Raw genomic sequence first — 19714 nt, forward strand, 5'->3', positions numbered from 1 at the left:
ATGTTCCGCCTGACCGAATACATGCATCAACTGGTCGAACCGACCCCGGTGCGCCAGCGCCGCCCCGGCCCGGTGAAACCGGTGGTGATCTGGAACCTGACCCGGCGCTGCAACCTGAAATGCCGCCACTGTTATACCGTCTCGGCGGATGTGGATTTTCCCGGCGAGCTGACCCACGAACAGGCGATGGACACGTTGGAGGATCTGGGCCGGTTCAAGGTGCCCGCGATCATCCTGTCGGGGGGCGAACCGCTGGACCGGTTCGACTTCTTCGACATCGCCATGCGCGCGCGCCAATTGGTGCCGATGCTGGCGCTGTCGACCAACGGCACCAAGATACACGGCGAGACCGCCGACCGCATCGCCGATGTGGGCTTCAGCTATGTGGGCATCTCTCTGGACGGGATCGGCGCCACCAATGACTGGTTCCGCGGCGTCGAGGGCGCCTTTGCCGATGCCCTGCGCGGGGTGCGCGAATGCAAGAAGCGCGGCATCAAGGTTGGCCTGCGCTTCTGCCTGACCGAGGGCACCCAGCATCATCTGCCCGACCTGCTTCAGCTCTGCGATGACGAGGGCGTGGACAAGTTCTATCTCAGCCACCTGGTCTATGCCGGGCGCGGCGACAAGAACCGGGGCGAGGATGCCGCGCATCTGCGCACCCGCCACGCGATGGACCTGCTGCTGGACCGCGCATGGGTGGCTGCGGCCGAGGACATGCCGCTCGATATCGTGACCGGCAACAACGACGCCGACGCGGGTTATTTCCTGGAATGGGTGCGGCGCAATTTCGACGCCGAGCGGGTGGCGCATATCCGCGCCCATCTGGCCGCCTGGGGCGGCAATTCCAGCGGGCTGGGCGTGGCCAATATCGACAATCTGGGCCGCGTGCATCCCGATACATATTGGTCCGACTACACCGTCGGCAATGTGAAGACGGCGCCGTTTTCCCAGCTCTGGACCGGCGACGACCCGATGCTGGCGCTGCTGCGCACCCGCCCCCGCCCGCTCAAGGGCCGCTGTGGCGCCTGCACCCTCAAGGATGTCTGCGGCGGCAATACCCGCATCCGCGCCCTGCAACTGACCGGCGATCCCTGGGCCGAGGACCCGGCCTGCTACCTGTCGGATGCCGAGATCGGCGTGACGGGTTCGGACCGCCTGACCGTCACCCCGTTCCGAGGAAAGAGACATGACCCGGCGCATCAGTTCTTTTGACACCCGCCCGCTCGGGGCCACATCCGCTGTGCCTGCTTCAGGTGGCGGAGCCTCCGGCAGGAGTATTTGGAGCAAAGTGAAATATGGGGTCTGCGCCCTGATGCTGGCGGGGCCCGTGACGGCGGGACCGGCCGAGGACTATGCCGAGTATTGCGCCAGCTGCCATGGCGCGGCGCGGCTGGGCGGGTTGGGTCCGGCGCTGATCCCCGAGACGCTGGGCCGGATGCGCGGGCCGAAAGTGGCCGCCGTGATCCGCGAGGGCCGCACAGCGACCCAGATGCCGGGGTTCTTGGACACGCTGGACGAAGCGGCCATCGCCGCGCTGGCGGAGTATGTGAAAGAGCCGCTGGCCGAGATCCCCGCCTGGGGCGAGGCCGAGATCACGGCAAGCCGGGTGCTGGACGACGAATACAGCGTCGCCGCCGCGCCGGTCTGGGATGCCGATCCGATGAACATCACCCTGGTGGTGGAAACCGGCGATCACCATGTCAGCGTGCTGGATGGCGACACGTTCGAGGTGCTCGACCGGTTCGAGACCCCGTTCGCCGTACATGGCGGACCCAAGTTCAGCCCGGACGGGCGCTATGTCTTCATCATGTCGCGCGACGGCTGGGTGCAGAAATACGACCTCTGGTCGCTGCAACAGGTGGGCCGGGTGCGCGCGGGGCTCAACAGCCGCAACATCGCGATGAGCCATGACGGCAAATGGCTGGCGGTGGCCAATTACCTGCCGATGTCGCTGACCCTGCTGAGCACCGAGGACCTGTCGGTGGCAAAGGTCATGAAGGTGACCGCCAAGGATGGCACGCCCAGCCGGGTCTCGGCCGTCTATCAGGCACCGCAAAGGCAGAGCTTCATCCTCGCGCTCAAGGACGCGCCCGAGATCTGGGAGGTGGCGACCGACCCAAATGCCGACCCGGTTTACGAAGGCTTCATCCACTCCCGCGAAAAAGGCATGGTCGAGGCGATCGCCTCGTCCGAGGGACTGTTCGCGCGGCGCCGGATCGAAATATCCGAGCCGCTCGACGATTTCTTCTTTTCCGACGATTACCGCAACCTGATCGGCGCAGCGCGCGACGGGGTGCGCGGGGTGGTGGTGAACCTGAACGTCGGGCGCGAGATCGCCGAACTGCCACTGGAGGGCATGCCGCATCTGGGCTCGGGCATCAGCTGGGCGCGCGACGGGCGCCGGGTGATGGCCACGCCGCATCTGAAAGAGGGCAAGCTGAGCGTCATCGACACCGAAAGCTGGACCCGCATCGCCACCATCGCCACCGAAGGGCCGGGATTTTTCCTGCGCAGTCACGAGAACACCCCCTATTTCTGGGCCGACGTGTTCTTTGGCCCCAACAAGGACGCGATGCATGTGATCGACAAGCAGAGCCTGGAAATCGTGCGCACCCTGCGCCCGGCGCCGGGCCAAACGGTGGCGCATGTGGAATTCACCCGCGATGGCCGCTACGCGCTGGTCTCGGTCTGGGAAGAGGACGGCGCGGTCATCGTCTATGACGCCTCGACGCTGGAAGAGGTCCGCCGCCTGCCGATGAAGAAACCCTCGGGGAAATACAATGTCTGGAACAAGATCACCTTCTCCGAAGGCACCAGCCACTGAGCCGGACATCGAAGGCCGCTGGCCGGTGTGGAAACTGGCGCTGCTTCTCTATCCGGCGGCGGCGACCACGGTGGCGATCAACCTTTACATGGGCGCGCTGATGCTGCGCGCCGTGGGTTGGATGCCGCTGTCGCCGGTCGCGGCCTTGCTTTGGTCGGTGCCCCTGGGCATTCCCGCCACCTGGCTGGCCGGGCGCTGGCTGCGCCACCTGCTGGACGAGGCAGCAACCTGACCCATGGCAAAGAGAAACCCGCCGTCAGGCGAGTTCCTGTTTGCCGTGTGAGTGGTGGTTTCTTATCTCAGCCGTGCTTGACCATCACGTGGCGGACAACGGTGTAATCCTCCAACGCGTAAGAGCTCATGTCCTTGCCATAGCCGGACTGTTTAAGCCCGCCATGCGGCATCTCGTTGGTCAGCATGAAATGGGTGTTGATCCAGGTGCAGCCATAGCGCAGGCGCGCGGCCGTTTCCATCGCGCGGCCCACATCCTTGGTCCAAACCGACGAGGCCAGGCCATAGTCGCTGTCATTCGCCCAGGCGACGGCGGTATCCACATCCGAGAACGGCGTGACCGACACGACCGGGCCAAACACCTCGCGCCGGACAATCTCGTCCTCCTGCTGGGCGCCGGCAATGACGGTGGGCTGGAAATAGAACCCCTGCCCCATGGGATCGCCCCCGGTGGTGACCTCGATATGGTTCAGTTCGCGGGCGCGATTGACAAAGCTCGCAACCCGGTCGCGCTGGCGCAGCGAGATCAGCGGGCCGATCTCGTTCTGGCTATCGTCGTCGAGACCCAGCGCGATAGTGGAAACCGCCGAGGTCAGGTCGGCCACCAGCTTGTCATAGACCTTCTTGCCCGCATATATGCGGCAGGCGGCGGTACAATCCTGACCGGCATTGTAATAACCAAAGGCGCGCAGCCCTTCGACCACCTCGGACACATCGGCATCGTCGAACACGATGACCGGCGCCTTGCCGCCCAGTTCCAGATGCGTCCGCTTGACCGACTTGGCGGCCGCATCCAGGATCTTCTTGCCCGTGGCGATGTCACCGGTGAGCGAGATCATGTCCACATCCGGGTGGTTGATCATCTGGTTGCCGACCGAATGACCCCGACCCGTGACCACGCTCACCACACCTTCGGGCAGTTCCTCGGCCAGGATGCGCGCCATTTTCAGCGCGGTCAGGGGCGTCTGCTCGGACGGTTTGAACACAACGGTGTTGCCGCCCCCAATGGCCGGGGCAAGTTTCCACGCCATCATCATCAGCGGATAGTTCCACGGCGCGATCGAGGCGACGACACCGATCGGGTCGCGCCGCACCATCGAGGTGAAGCCTTCGAGGTATTCCCCCGCAACGGCACCGTGCTGGCAGCGGACGGCGCCCGCGAAGAACCGATAGCAATCGACGATGGCCGGGATCTCGTCCCCCCGCGCGGCATTGATCGGCTTGCCGCAGTTCAGCGCCTCGAGCGCGGCGAATGCATCCGCCTCGGCCTCGATCCGGTCGGCGATGCGCAACAGCGCCGCCGACCGTTCCGCCGGTGTGGTGCGCGACCAGGTGCGAAACGCCTTGCGGGCGGCTGCAACCGCGCGATCCACCTGCGCGGCCGAGGCTTCGGGCACCTCGATGATCAGCTCGCCGGTGCGCGGGTTCAGGACCTGTTCGGCCACTTCGGTGCCGGTTTCGAAATCGGTCCCGATCAAAAAACTGGTGTCGATCTTCATGTGTCGGACTCCTTTGGTCACTTGCCGCCACCCGCGGTCTCGGAACCGCCACGGGTGAGGTAATAGGCGAGAAGAATGGGAACGAAGGTCGTGGCAAAGACCACGATGGCCACCACATTCGTCACCGGGCGCTGACGCGGGCGAACCAGCTCGTTCAGCATCCAGATGGGCAGGGTCGATTGCTGACCGGCGGTAAAGGTGGTCACGATCACCTCGTCAAAGGACAGCGCGAAGGCCAGCATGCCACCGGCCAGCAGAGCCGAGCCGAGGTTCGGGAGCAGCACATAACGCAGCGTCTGGAACCCGTTGGCGCCCAGGTCGGCCGAGGCTTCGAACACCGCGCCCGACAGACGGCGGAACCGGGCCACCGCATTGTTGTAGACGATGACGATACAGAACGTCGCGTGCCCCAGCACGATGGTAAAGGTCGAGAACGGGATATCCATCACCGCAAAGGCCGAGCGCAGCGACATGCCTGTGATCACTCCCGGCAAAGCAATGGGCAGGATGATCAACAACGCGATCTGCTCGCGGCCAAAAAACCGGCTGCGCGCCATGGCCGCCGCAATGAGCGTGCCCAGGATCATCGCCAGCGCGGTCGAGACCGCCGCCACCTTCAGCGACAGGTAAAGCGGCGGCCAGATATCCTCGCGGTGCCAGGCAACGGCGAACCATTCAGTGGTCAGCCCCGGCGGCGGGAATTGATAGGTCCGCTCCTCGGTGGTGAAGGCATAGAGAAAGATCAGCAGGATCGGCAGGTGCAGGAACAACAGCCCGGCAATTGCCCCGATTTTCAGCCCGGTCGAGGCGCGCGCTTCAGAGTGCATCGAACGCCCCTCCCCGTTTGGCCAGTGCCAGATAGACCAGCATGATCAGGATCGGCACCATGGCGAATGCCGCCGCCAGCGGGATATTCCCGGCGGTACCCTGAAACTGGTACACGGCCTGCCCGATGAACCGGGCCGAGGTGCCGACGATCTGCGGAATGATGTAATCGCCCATGGTCAGCGAAAAGGTGAAGATCGACCCCGCGATCACCCCTGGCATCGCCAGCGGCAATACCACGGTGCGAAAGGTCTGCTTGCGGCTGGCGCCCAGATCGGCCGAGGCCTCCAGCATCGACAGCGGCACCCGCTCCAGCGATGCCTGCATCGGCAGGATCATGAAGGGCATCCAGACATAGACAAACACCAGCCATGTCCCGATGAAAGAGGTCGACAGCGAGTTGCCGCCAACCCAGGGCAGCGACAGCACGGTGTCCAGCAGGAACCCCGCACCGATGCCTTCGGCGGCCCAGGTGATGATGCCCTCCTTGGCCAGGATCAGCTTCCAGGCATAGACCTTGACCAGGTAGGACGACCACAGGGGCAGCATGATGCCGAGGTAGAACACCGCCTTCCACCGGCCGCGCGCATAGCGGGCGGCGTAATAGGCGATGGGAAAGGCGACAAAGGCGCTGGTGATCGTCACTGCCGCCGACATCAGAAGCGTGCGGATGATGATGTCCATATTGGCGGCGCGGAACAGCTCGCCATAGGTCTTGAGGGTGAACTCCTCCTTCACCACGCCCGAGAATTCGTCGATCGAATAGAAGCTTTGCAGCAAGAGCGCGGCAAGCGAGCCCAGGTACACGACGCCCAACCAGATCAGGGGTGGCGAAATCAGCAGCAAGAGCAGCAGCTTTGGCCGCCGCCAGAACAGCGTACTCAGGCGGTCGGCAAGCCCGCGTTCGGGCAGGATGGCAGAGACGCGGGTCATGCCTCCTCCATCAGGTGCAGGGCGCTTGCGTCAAATGCCAGGCCAACCGCCGCGCCGACGCCCGGGATATCGGCGCCCGACGGGGCAAGGGCGGCAATCTCGGTTCCACCCACATCGACAGCCACGCGCGTCCCGGCGCCAAGGTACCGCAAACCGGTCACGGTCCCGGCCAGACGCGCGCCCTCGGGCGCGACCAGGCGCAGGGCCTCGGGCCTCAGGCTGGACCAGCGCTTTCCGCCCCCCAGACGTTCGCTCACCTCGGGCGGCAACACGTTCGACGAGCCCACGAAATCGGCGACGAACCGGGTTCGGGGTTTGTCATAGATCTCGGCAGGCGTACCGATCTGGGCGATCTTGCCCTCGTTGAACACCGCCAGGTGATCGGCCATCGACAGCGCCTCGCCCTGATCATGGGTGACAAAGACAAAGGTGATGCCCAACCGCTGTTGCAGCGCCTTCAACTCGTCCTGCATCGCTTCGCGCAGCTTCAGGTCCAGCGCGCCCAGGGGTTCGTCCAGCAGCAGAACGCGCGGCTCGTTCACCAGCGCGCGCGCCAGCGCCACGCGCTGCCGCTGCCCGCCCGACAACTGCCCCGGCTTGCGGTCGCCGAACCCGTCGAGCTTGACCAGCGCCAGCATCTCCTCGGCCTTGGCATGGCGTTGCGCCTTGCCCACGCCGGCCACCATCGGCCCATAGGCGACGTTGTCACGCACGTTCATATGCGGAAACAGGGCATAATCCTGGAACACCGTGTTCACGCTGCGCCGGTTGGGCGGTACGTGGCTGACGTCCTGTCCAAAAATCTTGATCTCGCCCGAGGTCGGCGATTCAAAGCCCGAGATCAGGCGCAAACAGGTCGTCTTGCCGGACCCCGAGGGCCCAAGCATGGCAAAGAACGACCCTTCCTCAATGGTCAGGTTCACCTGATCCACGGCCCGGACGGAGCCGAAATGGCGGGATACACAGTGAAAGGATACGGCAGCGGTCATGTCATCTCTATTCGGCCCTGAGCGGGGCCGTTTTTCGTGTTTCTGTCATGGTGCGGGGAACGGCCCCCGGGATTGAACCGGGGGCCAAGGGTGAGATCAGCGGCCGCCGATCACACCGATATAGTCGGACACCCAGCGATAATAGGGCACGCATTCGCCCTGGCTTTCGCACCGGCTGACCGGGGTGGTCCAGAACCGGATCCGCTCGAAATCGGCCAGACCGTTGGCATCACAGCCTTCCTGGGTCTGCATGCCGCGCCCGTCGGAACAGGCCGCTGGCACCGAAGGCACCGCGCCGAACCAGACCGACAGGTCCGATTGCAGGTTCGAGCTCAGCGTATGTTCCATCCACAGATAGGCGCAGGTCGGATGCTCGGCATCCACATGCATCATCGTGGTGTCCGCCCAGCCGGTCGCGCCTTCCTCGGGGATCACCGAGGACACCGGGAAACCTTCGGATTTCAGCAGGTTCACCTGGAACGGCCAGGAACCCGAGGCAACCACGCCCTCGTTCTTGAAATCGTCCATCTGGATGAACGCGTCGTGCCAGTAACGGCCCACCAACTCGCGCTGCCCGCGCAGCAGGTCCAGCGCGGCCTTGTACTGGTCCTCGGTCAGCTCATAGGGCGAGGTGATGCCAAGGTCCGGCTTGTGCGTCATCAGGTATTGCGCCGCATCCGCCACGTGGATCGGGCCATCATAAGCCTGCACCCGGCCCTTGTTCGACTTGCCGTCTGGCAGGGTCATTTCCTCGAACACCACGTTCCACGAGGTGGGCGGCTGATCGCCAAAGGCCTCGGTGTTGTACATCAGCACGTTCGGCCCCCACATGTAGGGCGTGCCATAATGCACGCCATCCACCGTGTGCCAGGGCGCGCTTTGCAGGCGCTCGTCCACCGTACTCCACGACGGGATCAGATCGGTGTTGATCGGCTGCACCCGCTTGCCCGCAACCAGGCGCAGCGAGGCGTCGCCCGATGCCGTCACTAGGTCGAACCCGCCCTCGTTCATCAGGGCCACCATCTCGTCAGAGGTATTGGCGGTCTTGACCACCACCTTGCAGCTGGTCGCCTCTTCGAACTTGGTCACCCAGTCGAATTCCTTCATCGTCTCGCCGCGCTCGATATATCCGGGCCAGGCGACGATGTTGACTTGCCCTTCCGGCGTCCCCAAGGCGGCAAGCTGCGCGGCAGCCGGGCCAACCGCAATGGCCGTGGCAAGCGCCGTGGTTCCGAGAAGTCCGAGGATCTTCATGCTGTCACTCCCTGTGTTCCGACACGCATTCCACGCGCGCCCCTTTTGATGCGCACAGGATATGAACAGCACGAAGCTTCGCAAATTCAAAAGAATGAACACATGTATCGGTTTTACCGATAGCTCGGTCCCGCCACGGCCCGAAACGGGCGAAAGGCTTGAATCACCGGTCTGAAATGGCGCTTTGGGCAGACCTCAGGAAATTGCGGGCCGCATCCGAAAGAGGCGCGCCGCGGCGCCAGGCAAGCCCGACCTGCACCGATGGCAGGTCGCCCGAGACATCGCGAATCTCGATCCGGTCCCCTTCCAGCGACCAGGGGCGATAAACCATGCCCGGCAGAATGGCGATGCCCGCGCCGGTGGCAACAAGGCTGCGCACCGCCTCGACCGACCGCGTCCTGAACGCGATCTCCGGCCGCACCGACAAGGATTGCATCAGCTGTTTCATGCTCTCCTCGATCTCTTCGACCATCAGCTGGATCATCGGCAGACCGACAAGCTGCTCCAGCTCGATCGCCTCCTGCTGCGCCAGCTCATGGCCCAGCGGCAACCACAGCCGGTACTGCGACACCAGCAATGTCTCGACATGCAGCGCCAGACGGTCCTTGACCGACGAGGTCAGCAGCACCGCAACATCCAATTCGCCGCCGATCAGCAGGTGTTGCAGGTATTCGCCTGAATCCTCGATCACGTTCAGCTCGACCTGCGGGAACGCCCGGCGGAACCGAGCCAGCAGATCGGACAGAACATATCCCGCGACCAGCGAGGTCACGCCAAGCGACAGCCGCCCGACCACCTGCGAGGCTTCCTCGCGAAACGCCTGTCTGGCGCTTGCAACATCGCCCAGGATCTGCCGCGCATGACGCAGAAAGGCCGACCCCCGGTGCGTGATCTGCAACCCCCGCGCCTGCCGTTCGAACAATGGAACGCCCAGATCCTCTTCCAGCGAGCGGATCGCCTCGGTCACAGACGACTGAGAGATCGACAGGACACGCGCCGCGCCCGTGACCGATCCCTGCTCGGCTGCGGCGACAAAGAACTGTAGCTGGCGCAGGGTGAAGGCCACGTCACTCTCCGATGCGGTGGTATGGAAAACGTCCGTCCACTATCACCCGAACCGGCGCCCCGGGAAAGCCGGAAAGGCGATCACTCGGCCGCGCTTCTGAGGCTGGCCATCAGGTTGTGGAACTTCTCGCCCTGTACCGCCACATGGGTCCTCAGCGCGGTGGCGGCGGCATCGGCATCGGCATCGGCCAGCGCCGCCACGATCGCCTCATGCTCGGCCATCGACTGCCCCATCCGCCCCCGGAATCGCAGTTGCACCCGGCGGAACGGCTTCAGCCGCTTGTGCAGTTTCGTCGCCTCCTGTTCCAGGAACGCGTTGCCGGAACTGCGGTAGATGATCTTGTGAAACCGCTCGTTCTCGGCGTAGTAGCTATCGGTGTCGCCTGCCTCGACCGCCCGCTGGCAGCGCGTATTGGCCTCCCGCAACGCTTCCAGCGCTGTATCGGCGATCCGCATCGCGGCCAGCCGCCCGCACGCGGCCTCCAACTCGGCCATGACCTCGAACATCTCGATCAGCTCCACCGGGCCAGGCTGACGCACAAACGCCCCCCGGCGGGGAATCAGCTCGACCAGGCCAGACTGAGCAAGCCTTTGAATCGCCTCGCGAAGCGGCGTTCTGGATACCCCGAATAGCTCCGACAGGCGCACCTCGTCCAACCGGTCCCCATCCGAGAAGGTTCCGTCGAAAACCAGCTCTTCCAACTGTTCTGCAATGCGATCTGCGTGGCGCTGTTCCATGAAGATTTACTAGCTTTGACCAATCTAAAATTCAATCCTGTAATTCTTGTATACAAAACTATTGACCTGAAAAACACTACCGGCATAGGTTGTCCCCGTCCCCGGTCCGTCCGGGTCGATGAAAGGGAGGAACTCATGAAATCCATGCTCAAGACCGCAGTCGCGGCGCTGGCAATCGCTTCGGCGGCCTCTGTTGCCTATGCCACCGAACTGCGCCTGTCGCACCAATGGTCGAACAATGACATCCGGCACAAGGTCGCCCAGATCGTCGCCGACGAGGTCGCGGCGGCTAATGTCGATCTGGACATCAAGATCTTCGGCTCGCAATCGCTGTTCAAGGCGCGCGAACAGTATAAGCCCCTCAGCCGCGGCCAGCTCGACATGACCGTGCTGCCGCTCAGCTATGCCGGAGGACAGCAGCCCGCCTATAACCTGACCCTGATGCCCGGCCTGGTAAAAAACCACGACCACGCCGCCCGTCTAAGCGCCTCGCCCTTCATGGCAGCGCTCGAAGAGAAGATGGCGCAGGACGACGTGATGGTGCTGGTACACGGCTATCTGGCCGGTGGTTTCGCCGGCAAGGACAAGTGCATCACCAAGCCCGAAGACGTGCAGGGCCTGCAAACCCGCGCGGCGGGCAAGGCATTCGAACAGATGCTGGCGGGCGCCGGTGCCTCCATCGCCTCCATGGCCTCGTCCGAGATCTACAACGCCATGCAGACCGGCGTCTTGCAGGCGGTGAACACCTCGTCCTCGTCATTCGTGTCCTACCGGATCTACGAACAGGTCAAGTGCTATACCCCGGCGGGCGATGTGGCGCTGTGGTTCATGTACCAACCGCTGTTGATGAACAAATCCACCTTTGACGGGCTGACCGAGGCACAGCAACAGGCACTGCGTGACGGCGCGGCCAAGGCACAAGCGTATTACCTGGACGAAGCCAAGAAAGAGGACGCGGCCTCGGTCAAGGCGTTTGCCGATGCCGGTGTCGAGATCGCACAGATGACGGCCGAGGATTTCGCCGCCTGGCGCGAACTGGCCAAGGAAACCTCCTACAAGGCCTTTATCGCCGACGTGGCCGACGGCCAGGCGCTGCTTGACATGGCGCTTGCGGTCGAGTGACCCAGCCCTCGGGCGGCCCCTTCCGGGCCGCCCGATCCGACAGACAAGTCCCCGACCGTTGGAGGAGCCGATGTCCGGCCACAGTTCCGCTGCCGCCGCCCAGACCGGCAGCAACCCGTTTCTGCGCGCTGTTGCCGCCATTTCGACCCTGGCTGGTTGGTGCTCGGCCGCGATGATCGTCTCGGCCGTGCTCATCACCTGCCAGATGATCGTGATCCGCTATGTGCTCAACGGCTCGACCGTCTGGCAGACCGAGGCGGTCATCTATCTCATGATCGCCGCCACCCTGCTGGGCCTGTCCTATGTCCAGCGGTTGCGGGGTCACGTGAATGTCGATCTCATCCCGCTGTCCCTGCCCCCCCGGATCCGCTTCGTTCTGGCCTTGACGACCTCGGTCCTCACCATCGCAATCGTCGCTGTGATCCTCTGGTACGGCTACGAATACTGGCATTTCGCGTGGGAGCGCGGCTGGCGCTCCGACACCGTCTGGGGGGTAAAGCTCTGGATACCCTACCTTGCCATTCCGGTGGGGTTCGGCCTGCTGCTTTTGCAACTGGTCGCCGATTTCATCGCCCTTCTCCTGGGCATCGAGAAACCCTTCGGATTGGAGTGAGCGCATGGACCCGTTGCTGCTCGGCGCCATCGTCGCCATCGCCACCATCATCGTTCTGTTCTCGGGCGTCTCGGTCGCCATCGGCCTGCTGATCGTGTCCGCCGGTTTCCTGCTGATCTTCGACGGCGCAAGATCGCTGGAGCTGATCCCCGAGATCCTGTTCGGCAAGCTCGACAATTTCGCCCTGCTGTCGATCCCGATGTTCATCATCATGGGGGCCTCCATCGCCTCGACCCGGGCGGGCGCCGACCTTTACGAAGCGCTCGAGCGCTGGCTCACCCGCGTGCCCGGCGGGCTGGTGATCTCGAACCTCGGCGCCTGCGCGCTCTTTGCCGCCATGTCAGGGTCCAGCCCTGCCACCTGCGCCGCCATCGGCAAGATGGGCATCCCCGAAATGCGCAAGCGCGGCTATCCCGACGGCGTCGCCGCAGGCTCCATCGCGGCGGGCGGCACACTGGGCATCCTGATCCCGCCCTCGGTCACCATGATCGTCTACGGCATCGCCACCGAAACCTCGATCGGGCGCCTGTTTCTGGCGGGCGTGATGCCGGGGCTGATGCTGGTCGGTCTGTTCATGGCCTGGTCGATCTATTCGACCTGGCGGTCAGGTGACACTGCGGTTCTCAGCGCCGGCAGCTACAGCTGGGCGCAAAAGTTCGAGATCCTGCCGCGCGTCCTGCCCTTTCTGCTGATCATCCTCGGCGTGCTCTACGCCATGTATGGCGGCATCGCCACGCCGTCGGAAACGGCGGCGGTCGGCGCCCTGCTCTGCATGCTGATCGCGATGATCATCTACAGGCTCTGGAACCCGCGCGATCTGTGGGTGGTGCTGCGCGACTCGACCCGGGAAAGCGTGATGATCCTTTTCATCATCGCCGCCGCCGGCGTGTTCTCCTACATGCTCAGCTCGCTCTTCATCACCCAGGCCATTGCCGAGTGGATCGGGACGCTTGAAGTGAACCGCTGGGTCCTGATGGGGGCGGTGAACGTGTTTCTCCTGATTGCCGGTTTCTTCCTGCCGCCGGTCGCGGTGATCCTGATGACCGCGCCGATCCTTCTGCCGATCATCACCACCGCCGGTTTCGACCCGATCTGGTTCGCCGTGGTGCTTACCATCAACATGGAGATCGGCCTGATCTCGCCCCCGGTCGGTCTGAACCTCTATGTCATCAACGGCATCGCCCCCGACATCTCGCTGAAAACCATCCTGACCGGCTCGCTGCCCTATGTCGCCTGCATGGTTCTAGGTATCGTATTGCTGTGCCTTTTTCCGGGTATCGCCACCTGGCTGCCCGATCTTGTTATGGGATCATCGTTGTGACCTTGCTTGCCGATCTGCTGTCCTCTGTCTTTGAACGGCGCTATCGCCGCGATCCCTCGCACCCCACCGACAGCCGCCCGGTGCAGGAACTGGTCGAGGCGCTCATGGGCACCGCGGGCGAGACCTCGGGCCATGCCCTGGCCCAGGATATTCTCACCGGGTTTGGCGCGCTCGACGATACCGCCAAGCTCGACTTCTTCCGCCATGTGGCACGGGCAATGAACATCGACCCGGAAACCGTGCGCTCCACCCTCGACGCCTATGAACGCGACCCGTCCAAGGCGACCTATCGCGCCTTTGCCACCGCCGCAGAACCCCGGCGACAGGAGTTGATCCGCCGCCTCAACAGCCTGCCGGGCGCGACCGGCGCGCTGGTCCGGATGCGGGCAGACCTGTTGCGCCTTGGCCGGGGCGACCCCGAGCTTGAAGCCTTCGATCTCGACTTCCGCCACCTCTTTGCCAGCTGGTTCAACCGGGGCTTTCTGGTCTTGCGCCCGATCAGTTGGGAAAGCCCGGCGCATATCCTGGAAAAGATCATTGCCTACGAGGCGGTGCATGCCATCGACAGCTGGGACGACCTACGCCGCAGGCTGGAACCCAAAGACAGGCGCTGTTTCGCCTTCTTTCACCCATCCATGCCCGACGAGCCGCTGATCTTTGTCGAGGTTGCCCTGACCCGGGGCATTCCCGGCTCGGTCCAGGGGCTGCTCGCCGAAGACCGCAAGGCCATCGCCAGTCACGAGGCCGACACCGCCGTCTTCTACTCGATCTCCAACTGTCAGGCGGGGCTGGCCAGCGTCTCCTTCGGCAATTCGCTGATCAAGCAGGTGGCCGCCGACCTGTCGGCCAACCTGCCTTCGCTCAAGACCTTCGTCACGCTGTCGCCCATCCCCAGGCTCAACACATGGCTGACCGATCAAGGGCTAGAGCCCAAGGCCGACCAGATGCCGGCGCTGGCCGCGCATTACCTGCTCAACGCCAAGGCATCCGATGGTGCGCCCTTCGATCCCGTGGCCCGGTTCCATCTGGGCAACGGCGCCATCGTGCACGCGCTCCACGCCAACGCCGATATCTCCGACAAGGGGCGCAAACAATCGGGCGGCGTGATGGTGAACTATCTTTACGATCTCAAGAAGATCGGCCAGAACCACGAAAAATTCGCAACTGCAAAAACCGTTGCCGCCACAGCCGCCGTGAAATCGCTGGCCGCAGGCGCGGATCTAAGCAAACCGCAGGAAAGGTAGCTGAATGGCAAACCCCCTCTATGACCGCCTGTTCGGAGCCTATGCCGGCAAACAAACGCCGTTTCTTCGCCTGGCTGACGGTCGCACCGTCACCCATGCCCAGTTTCTGGAACAGGCCGCGCAGATTGCCCATGTCACCGCAAAACTGGGCCTGAAGCCAGGCGACCGCGTCGCCGCCCAGATCGAAAAATCACCCGAAGCGCTGGCGCTCTATGCCGCCTGCGCCCAGGCGGGCCTGATCTTTCTACCGCTCAACACCGCCTATACCGCCGATGAACTCAGCTACTTCATCGAAAACAGCGGCGCCGCGCTGATCGTCTGCGACGGGCGCAGCCGCGAGACATTGCAGCCGATCGCCAGCGACCTCGGCGCCCGGATCGAAACCCTGAATGCCGACGGGTCTGGCAGCCTGACCGACAGCGCCGCGACCATGCCGACCACCTTCGCAACCGTCGACCGCACGGGCGATGATCTGGCGGCCTTCCTCTATACCTCGGGCACCACCGGCCGCTCCAAGGGTGCCATGCTGACCCAGGACAACCTGCTGTCGAACGCCGAAACCCTGGCACAGGAATGGCGCTTCACCGCCGATGACGTGCTGCTGCACGCACTGCCGATCTTTCACACCCACGGCCTGTTCGTGGCCACCAATATCGTGCTGATCACCGGCGGCAGCATGATCTTCCTGCCGAAATTCGACCTCGACCAGATCATCGCCCAAATGCCCCGCGCGACCAGCATGATGGGCGTCCCGACCTTCTACACCCGCCTCCTGGGCGATGCCCGGTTCACCCGCGACCTGGCGCAGCACATGCGCCTCTTCGTCTCCGGCTCGGCCCCCCTGCTGGCCGAAACCCATGTCGCGTTCGAAGAGCGCACCGGCCACCGCATCCTGGAACGCTACGGGATGACCGAGACCAACATGAACACCTCAAACCCCTATGACGGCGACCGCCGCGCGGGCACCGTGGGCTTGCCCCTGCCCGGGGTCGAACTGAAGGTGACCAACCCCGAAACCGGCGAGATCCTGCCCCGGGGCGAGATCGGCCAGATCGAGGTGCGCGGACCAAACGTGTTCAAGGGCTATTGGCAGATGCCCGAGAAAACCGCCGCCGAACTGCGCGCCGACGGGTTCTTCATCACCGGAGACCTCGGCCTTGTCGATGCCGATGGCTATGTCACCATCGTCGGCCGCAACAAGGACCTGATCATCTCGGGCGGTTACAACATCTACCCCAAAGAGATCGAGCTCCTGCTCGATGAGCAGCCCGGCGTGCTGGAAAGCGCGGTGATCGGTGTGCCGCATCCCGATTTCGGCGAAACCGTGCTGGGCATCCTGGTCCCCCGCCCCGGCCAGACCCCGGATACCCAGGCGATCATGCAGACGGTGGGCGCCGCACTGGCCCGGTTCAAACATCCCCGCACGCTGATCGTGCTGGACGAGTTGCCCCGCAACACCATGGGCAAGGTGCAAAAGAACATCCTGCGCGACCAGTACAAGGACATGTTCCAACCGGGGTAAGGCCTGCGCCCCGCAACAGGTACTTGACGCAGGTGAGACGACCCCGGTCGAGCCAGAACAGGGGCGACATGGACAATCCTCCTGCCGCCCGTGAGCCACGATGGTGTTACTGATGGAGTCTGGCCAGTCGTGTTTGCAGATCGGAAAGCAGCGGTCATCCGACAATCGCCGTCGGGTGATAGGGGAGAGCCCATGCTGTGAGTTGGCAAAGTACGCAGAAACCGTCGTCAAGGTCGGAGAGCGGACTTTCGCTGTGGCCGGCTCCAAGGTCAGCAGTGCGGGCTATGTTTACATTTGATTAACGTCAGCTTTCACGCACGAAACCTGAGCGCGCAGTTTCAAAAACTGGCGATCACAACGAAAAAAATTATTGTAGGATTTCCCGCATCACAACACTCGCCGCGCCGGCAAAGGCAATCAATGCGTAGATGGTCAGGAAAACGTGCATCAACCGTCGCTTACGTAGTAGCCTGTCATTTGCACGAGAACACCGAAGCAAAATCGGGGCCAAAGCTAGTTCCATCTGGGATCTGTCTTCAGCGGATACAGCCTCTGAGATGTCATAAATATTTGCATTGAATGATTTCTCAATCGACTGCAGGTCACTGCGACTACAGTATCCAACCCAAGCAAACCGGAATGAAGCTTTTCGTTCGTCTTCCAAGGGTTTTGGGTTGTTTACTGGCCAGCTTGACACCCTGTGAATATGCCTCTTCGGTCCGAACATTAGAGAGGACAAAATCGAACCCGCGACTTCATCGTCAGTATCGTCTTTGTCCATTGCGTAGCCAATCAGGTCCATACCTGCAGCTTCGCTGCGAGCAAGGACTTGATCGCGCTTTCCGACTGGCCCAATTAACACAAACTCATCGTGGAGAGAGTTGAATTCCAGGCTTTCAGGATTTTGACTCATCGCCGCCTTCCTTAGCAAAATCAACAATCGCGCTCATTACGAAAGAAACATCCGAAGCGTCTTCATTGGAATGCGTTCGTTGCATCACCGTTTCAGAAAAATTGGATTCACTCCACTTCTTGAAGACAGACGCAGTAAACTCCTCAAATCTTTTTAAATTCTGAGCGTCGGAGCGTTGCCAAAGGTCCCTTTTGTTCCACAGGAACAAAATCTTGCGAAGTCGTTCAGAGCGATACTTTGAGATCGAATTACTTACCTGTTCCAAAAACTCGCTATGTTTGGCACACCGACCTTCATCAAAGGAGTTTTCCTCGTCCGAAGAATTGTGGTCGAGGATGATTATCAGGAAATCACAAGCCTCTGCCATGGCTAGTTGCTGGCGGTATTTGGTTCCATCGCCATCCAGAATTGCAACAAACTGTACTGGTGCCGTGGGCAGGGCAATAACGGTGGCCTCTAATTCCTCGGTTCGAACCGTTTTCTCGACATTGAATTTAAGGCGGTTCTTAAGTGTCGTTTTGCCAGCTTGGCTCCGACCGATGATCGATACCTTTCCAATCTTTTGGACCCTATTCTCAAGCTCGTCGAGATCAAGCTCCGATCCCACTAGAGCACTAGGGTCAACAAGCTTGGGTGGTATTGCTCGGTAGCCCGCATAGCCTAGGGCCGCTAACGTAATTACGCCGCCGACACCAACCACAATAAACGTGAAAGGCGGAGCAAGTATACCCCAACCTGCAGCACCCAGTCCGAAGCCGCCAACACCAACAATTGCCGACGTTCCTTCGAGCTCTTTCTTGAGCCGAACTGGAAACTCCTTCCATCGCCGCCGTGCGCCCATCAGAATTCCCTAATGCATTCAGGACCAAGTGTTACGCCCCCCACGATTCAAACACAACTAGGGACTGACTGTCTTCGAACTTGAGAGAAGACGTTCGCTGCGACGGAAACAACGAGCAGTTGGACTCCTTCCTGACCTTCGCTGCGCTTGTCATCAAGGTCGGCTCAGGGCCGCAATCGGCGAACGCCCATCTTCAACCAAAGCCCGCTTCGTCCCGCAGCTCGGACGTCAACCCAATCTTGTCGACGGCTCGCCGCCATTTGAAGCTGCCGTCAAGTTGGCGCCCATTCATGACCCCGACCCAACAGCCATACACCCCCCTGACCGCCTGTACAAAACGGTCAATCGGGGTGTTTCGGCCGGTACAAAACGGTCAATTCGGGGCCTCAGCGCCCCTTCCAGACCGGGTCGCGTTTCTCGGCAAAGGCGCGGGCGCCTTCCAGCTGGTCCTCGGACGAATAGAGAACATCCACCGTGCGCAGCTGCCGTTTGGTGATCTTGTTCATCGTGTCCTGGAATTTGGCGTCCTCTGCCTCGCGCACGATTTCCTTGATCGCGGCATAGACCAGCGGCGGGCCACTGGCGAGCAGCCGCGCCAATTCCCAAGCGCGATCAAGGAGTTGTGCGGATGGTACAATCTCGTTCACCAGCCCCCAGCGATGCGCCTCCTCGGCATCGAACCAGCGCCCGGTCAGCAAAAGCTCCATCGCGATATGGTAAGGGATACGCTTGGGCAGCTTGACGCTCGCCGCATCCGCCACCGTGCCCGAGCGGATTTCCGGCAAGGCAAAACTGGCATGATCCGCCGCCAAAATCATATCCGCCGACAACGCCAACTCCAACCCGCCACCACATGCGATGCCGTTCACCGCAGCGATCACCGGCTTGTTCATATCGCGCATTTCCTGCAAGCCGCCAAAGCCGCCGACACCATAGTCACCATCGACCGCGTCGCCATCAGCGGCGGCCTTTAAGTCCCAGCCAGGGCAGAAGAATTTCTCTCCACCGCCGGTGATGATCGCCACCCGAAGTTCAGGGTCGTCGCGGAACTCGCGGAACACCTCGCCCATGATCCGGCTGGTGGCCAGGTCAATCGCATTGGCCTTGGGCCGGTCCAGCGTGACTTCGAAGATGGCACCATCACGGCGGGTTTTCACGGGGTTGTCGCTCATCACATCTTGTCCATTCTTGCAAAAGGGTCGTTCTCGGCGTCGCGGTTGGCGACATACTCGGCCCAATGAGCCGCCTTATCCGCCGCCTCGGGCCCCAAGAGGCGCGCAAGCACATCAAGGCTCATGTCTATCCCCGCCGACACGCCTGACGATGTCAGAAACCGGCCATCGGCCACCCAGCGCGCCGAAGTACGCCATTCGACCTTGTCCGACTGGGACGCAACCCAGTCAAAAGCCAGCTTGTTGGTGGTGGCCGCCCGCCCGTCCAGCAGCCCGGCCCGCGCCAGCAGGGCCGATCCGGTGCAGACACTGGTGACCAGTTCGGCCCGCGCCGAGGCCGCGCAAAGCCAGTTCAACAGCGCCGGATTGTCCACCTCGCGCCGGGTGCCGCGCCCGCCCGGCACCAACAGAAGGTCGTAATCCGCGCCATCAGCGAACACCCGATCCGGCATCACCGCCGGCCCGCCCGAGGCGCGCACCGGCGCGGCATGCTGGGCCACGGCCAGGATCTCGATCTGGTCGGGGAACATGGCGAACATTTCCAGCGGCCCGAAATAGTCGAGCATCTCGAAGCCTTCAAACAGAACCGCTGCCAGTTTGCGCATCTC

At 62.6% G+C, this 19714-nt stretch carries 19 protein-coding genes; 8 read left to right on the forward strand and 11 right to left on the reverse strand.

Going from position 1 to position 19714, the window contains the following annotated elements:
* The 3 genes from nirJ (at position 1) to G0P99_RS18985 (ending at position 3056) form a co-directional block, all read left to right on the forward strand.
* Positions 1-1212, forward strand: coding sequence for a heme d1 biosynthesis radical SAM protein NirJ (nirJ, locus tag G0P99_RS18975; protein WP_164132052.1), 1212 nt, complete (start codon positions 1-3; stop codon positions 1210-1212).
* A gap of 100 nt (positions 1213-1312) precedes the next feature.
* Positions 1313-2824, forward strand: a complete 1512-nt coding sequence (locus G0P99_RS18980) for a nitrite reductase (RefSeq protein WP_164132261.1) — start codon at positions 1313-1315, stop codon at positions 2822-2824.
* Between the two features lie 25 nt (positions 2825-2849).
* Positions 2850-3056 (forward strand): hypothetical protein, encoded by a 207-nt coding sequence (locus G0P99_RS18985; protein ID WP_370462847.1) that lies wholly within the window; start codon positions 2850-2852, stop codon positions 3054-3056.
* 67 nt (positions 3057-3123) lie between these two features.
* Here G0P99_RS18985 and G0P99_RS18990 read toward each other — a convergent pair whose 3' ends face one another.
* The 7 genes from G0P99_RS18990 to G0P99_RS19020 form a co-directional block, all read right to left on the reverse strand.
* Entirely contained in the window at positions 3124-4548 is a 1425-nt protein-coding gene (locus G0P99_RS18990) for a gamma-aminobutyraldehyde dehydrogenase (protein WP_164132262.1), read from the reverse strand.
* Between the two features lie 23 nt (positions 4549-4571).
* Positions 4572-5381 (reverse strand): ABC transporter permease, encoded by an 810-nt coding sequence (locus G0P99_RS18995; protein WP_164132054.1) that lies wholly within the window; start codon positions 5379-5381, stop codon positions 4572-4574.
* The gene (locus tag G0P99_RS19000; protein ID WP_164132055.1) at positions 5371-6312 is read right to left on the reverse strand and encodes an ABC transporter permease; all 942 of its coding nucleotides are present in this window, start codon (positions 6310-6312) and stop codon (positions 5371-5373) included. The genes G0P99_RS18995 and G0P99_RS19000 overlap by 11 nt, the downstream gene beginning before the upstream one ends.
* Complete coding sequence (locus G0P99_RS19005) at positions 6309-7301, reverse strand: ABC transporter ATP-binding protein (protein WP_164132056.1); 993 nt, start codon at positions 7299-7301, stop codon at positions 6309-6311. Before G0P99_RS19005 ends, G0P99_RS19000 begins: the two co-directional genes overlap by 4 nt.
* Positions 7302-7397: 96 nt before the next feature.
* Positions 7398-8555, reverse strand: a complete 1158-nt coding sequence (locus G0P99_RS19010; protein ID WP_164132057.1) for an ABC transporter substrate-binding protein — start codon at positions 8553-8555, stop codon at positions 7398-7400.
* A gap of 163 nt (positions 8556-8718) precedes the next feature.
* Positions 8719-9621: a LysR substrate-binding domain-containing protein gene (locus G0P99_RS19015; protein WP_164132058.1), complete on the reverse strand. Its 903-nt coding sequence runs from the start codon at positions 9619-9621 to the stop codon at positions 8719-8721.
* 80 nt (positions 9622-9701) lie between these two features.
* Positions 9702-10358 (reverse strand): GntR family transcriptional regulator, encoded by a 657-nt coding sequence (locus G0P99_RS19020; RefSeq protein ID WP_164132059.1) that lies wholly within the window; start codon positions 10356-10358, stop codon positions 9702-9704.
* Between the two features lie 135 nt (positions 10359-10493).
* On the opposite strand from G0P99_RS19020, the gene dctP reads away from it, so the two are divergent.
* From dctP to G0P99_RS19045, 5 genes are all read left to right on the forward strand, one after another.
* Positions 10494-11480 (forward strand): TRAP transporter substrate-binding protein DctP, encoded by a 987-nt coding sequence (gene dctP / locus G0P99_RS19025; RefSeq protein ID WP_164132060.1) that lies wholly within the window; start codon positions 10494-10496, stop codon positions 11478-11480.
* Positions 11481-11550: 70 nt separating this feature from the next.
* The gene (locus G0P99_RS19030; protein WP_164132061.1) at positions 11551-12093 is read left to right on the forward strand and encodes a TRAP transporter small permease subunit; all 543 of its coding nucleotides are present in this window, start codon (positions 11551-11553) and stop codon (positions 12091-12093) included.
* Between the two features lie 4 nt (positions 12094-12097).
* The gene (locus G0P99_RS19035; RefSeq protein ID WP_164132062.1) at positions 12098-13414 is read left to right on the forward strand and encodes a TRAP transporter large permease; all 1317 of its coding nucleotides are present in this window, start codon (positions 12098-12100) and stop codon (positions 13412-13414) included.
* Positions 13411-14658 (forward strand): malonyl-CoA decarboxylase, encoded by a 1248-nt coding sequence (locus G0P99_RS19040; RefSeq protein WP_164132063.1) that lies wholly within the window; start codon positions 13411-13413, stop codon positions 14656-14658. Before G0P99_RS19035 ends, G0P99_RS19040 begins: the two co-directional genes overlap by 4 nt.
* 4 nt (positions 14659-14662) lie before the next feature.
* Positions 14663-16180, forward strand: coding sequence for a malonyl-CoA synthase (locus tag G0P99_RS19045; RefSeq protein WP_164132064.1), 1518 nt, complete (start codon positions 14663-14665; stop codon positions 16178-16180).
* A 367-nt stretch (positions 16181-16547) separates the two neighbouring features.
* Here the strand turns inward: G0P99_RS19045 and G0P99_RS19050 are convergent, their stop codons facing one another.
* The 4 genes from G0P99_RS19050 to G0P99_RS19065 form a co-directional block, all read right to left on the reverse strand.
* Positions 16548-17093 carry a hypothetical protein gene (locus tag G0P99_RS19050; protein ID WP_164132065.1) on the reverse strand — a complete coding sequence of 182 codons (546 nt, stop codon included), beginning with the start codon at positions 17091-17093 and terminating at the stop codon, positions 16548-16550.
* Positions 17077-17934: a GTPase domain-containing protein gene (locus G0P99_RS19055; RefSeq protein ID WP_164132066.1), complete on the reverse strand. Its 858-nt coding sequence runs from the start codon at positions 17932-17934 to the stop codon at positions 17077-17079. Before G0P99_RS19055 ends, G0P99_RS19050 begins: the two co-directional genes overlap by 17 nt.
* Before the next feature lie 386 nt (positions 17935-18320).
* The gene (locus G0P99_RS19060) at positions 18321-19106 is read right to left on the reverse strand and encodes a carnitinyl-CoA dehydratase (protein ID WP_164132067.1); all 786 of its coding nucleotides are present in this window, start codon (positions 19104-19106) and stop codon (positions 18321-18323) included.
* Complete coding sequence (locus tag G0P99_RS19065) at positions 19106-19711, reverse strand: DJ-1/PfpI family protein (RefSeq protein WP_164132068.1); 606 nt, start codon at positions 19709-19711, stop codon at positions 19106-19108. Before G0P99_RS19065 ends, G0P99_RS19060 begins: the two co-directional genes overlap by 1 nt.
* Positions 19712-19714 lie beyond the last annotated feature (3 nt).

Origin of the sequence: Ruegeria sp. PrR005 (assembly GCF_010500245.1) — a bacterium.
GTDB classification, from domain to species: Bacteria; Pseudomonadota; Alphaproteobacteria; order Rhodobacterales; family Rhodobacteraceae; genus Ruegeria_B; species Ruegeria_B marisflavi.

Bases quoted from the DNA above. Each gene is read 5' to 3' on its own strand.
- nirJ (WP_164132052.1), top strand. From the start codon at position 1: ATGTTCCGCCTGACCGAATACATGCATCAACTGGTCGAACCGACCCCG.
- G0P99_RS18980 (WP_164132261.1), top strand. From the start codon at position 1,313: ATGCTGGCGGGGCCCGTGACGGCGGGACCGGCCGAGGACTATGCCGAG.
- G0P99_RS18995 (WP_164132054.1), bottom strand. From the start codon at position 5,381: ATGCACTCTGAAGCGCGCGCCTCGACCGGGCTGAAAATCGGGGCAATT.
- G0P99_RS19000 (WP_164132055.1), bottom strand. From the start codon at position 6,312: ATGACCCGCGTCTCTGCCATCCTGCCCGAACGCGGGCTTGCCGACCGC.
- G0P99_RS19005 (WP_164132056.1), bottom strand. From the start codon at position 7,301: ATGACCGCTGCCGTATCCTTTCACTGTGTATCCCGCCATTTCGGCTCC.
- G0P99_RS19010 (WP_164132057.1), bottom strand. From the start codon at position 8,555: ATGAAGATCCTCGGACTTCTCGGAACCACGGCGCTTGCCACGGCCATT.
- G0P99_RS19020 (WP_164132059.1), bottom strand. From the start codon at position 10,358: ATGGAACAGCGCCACGCAGATCGCATTGCAGAACAGTTGGAAGAGCTG.
- dctP (WP_164132060.1), top strand. From the start codon at position 10,494: ATGAAATCCATGCTCAAGACCGCAGTCGCGGCGCTGGCAATCGCTTCG.
- G0P99_RS19030 (WP_164132061.1), top strand. From the start codon at position 11,551: ATGTCCGGCCACAGTTCCGCTGCCGCCGCCCAGACCGGCAGCAACCCG.
- G0P99_RS19035 (WP_164132062.1), top strand. From the start codon at position 12,098: ATGGACCCGTTGCTGCTCGGCGCCATCGTCGCCATCGCCACCATCATC.
- G0P99_RS19045 (WP_164132064.1), top strand. From the start codon at position 14,663: ATGGCAAACCCCCTCTATGACCGCCTGTTCGGAGCCTATGCCGGCAAA.
- G0P99_RS19050 (WP_164132065.1), bottom strand. From the start codon at position 17,093: ATGAGTCAAAATCCTGAAAGCCTGGAATTCAACTCTCTCCACGATGAG.
- G0P99_RS19055 (WP_164132066.1), bottom strand. From the start codon at position 17,934: ATGGGCGCACGGCGGCGATGGAAGGAGTTTCCAGTTCGGCTCAAGAAA.
- G0P99_RS19060 (WP_164132067.1), bottom strand. From the start codon at position 19,106: ATGAGCGACAACCCCGTGAAAACCCGCCGTGATGGTGCCATCTTCGAA.
- G0P99_RS19065 (WP_164132068.1), bottom strand. From the start codon at position 19,711: ATGCGCAAACTGGCAGCGGTTCTGTTTGAAGGCTTCGAGATGCTCGAC.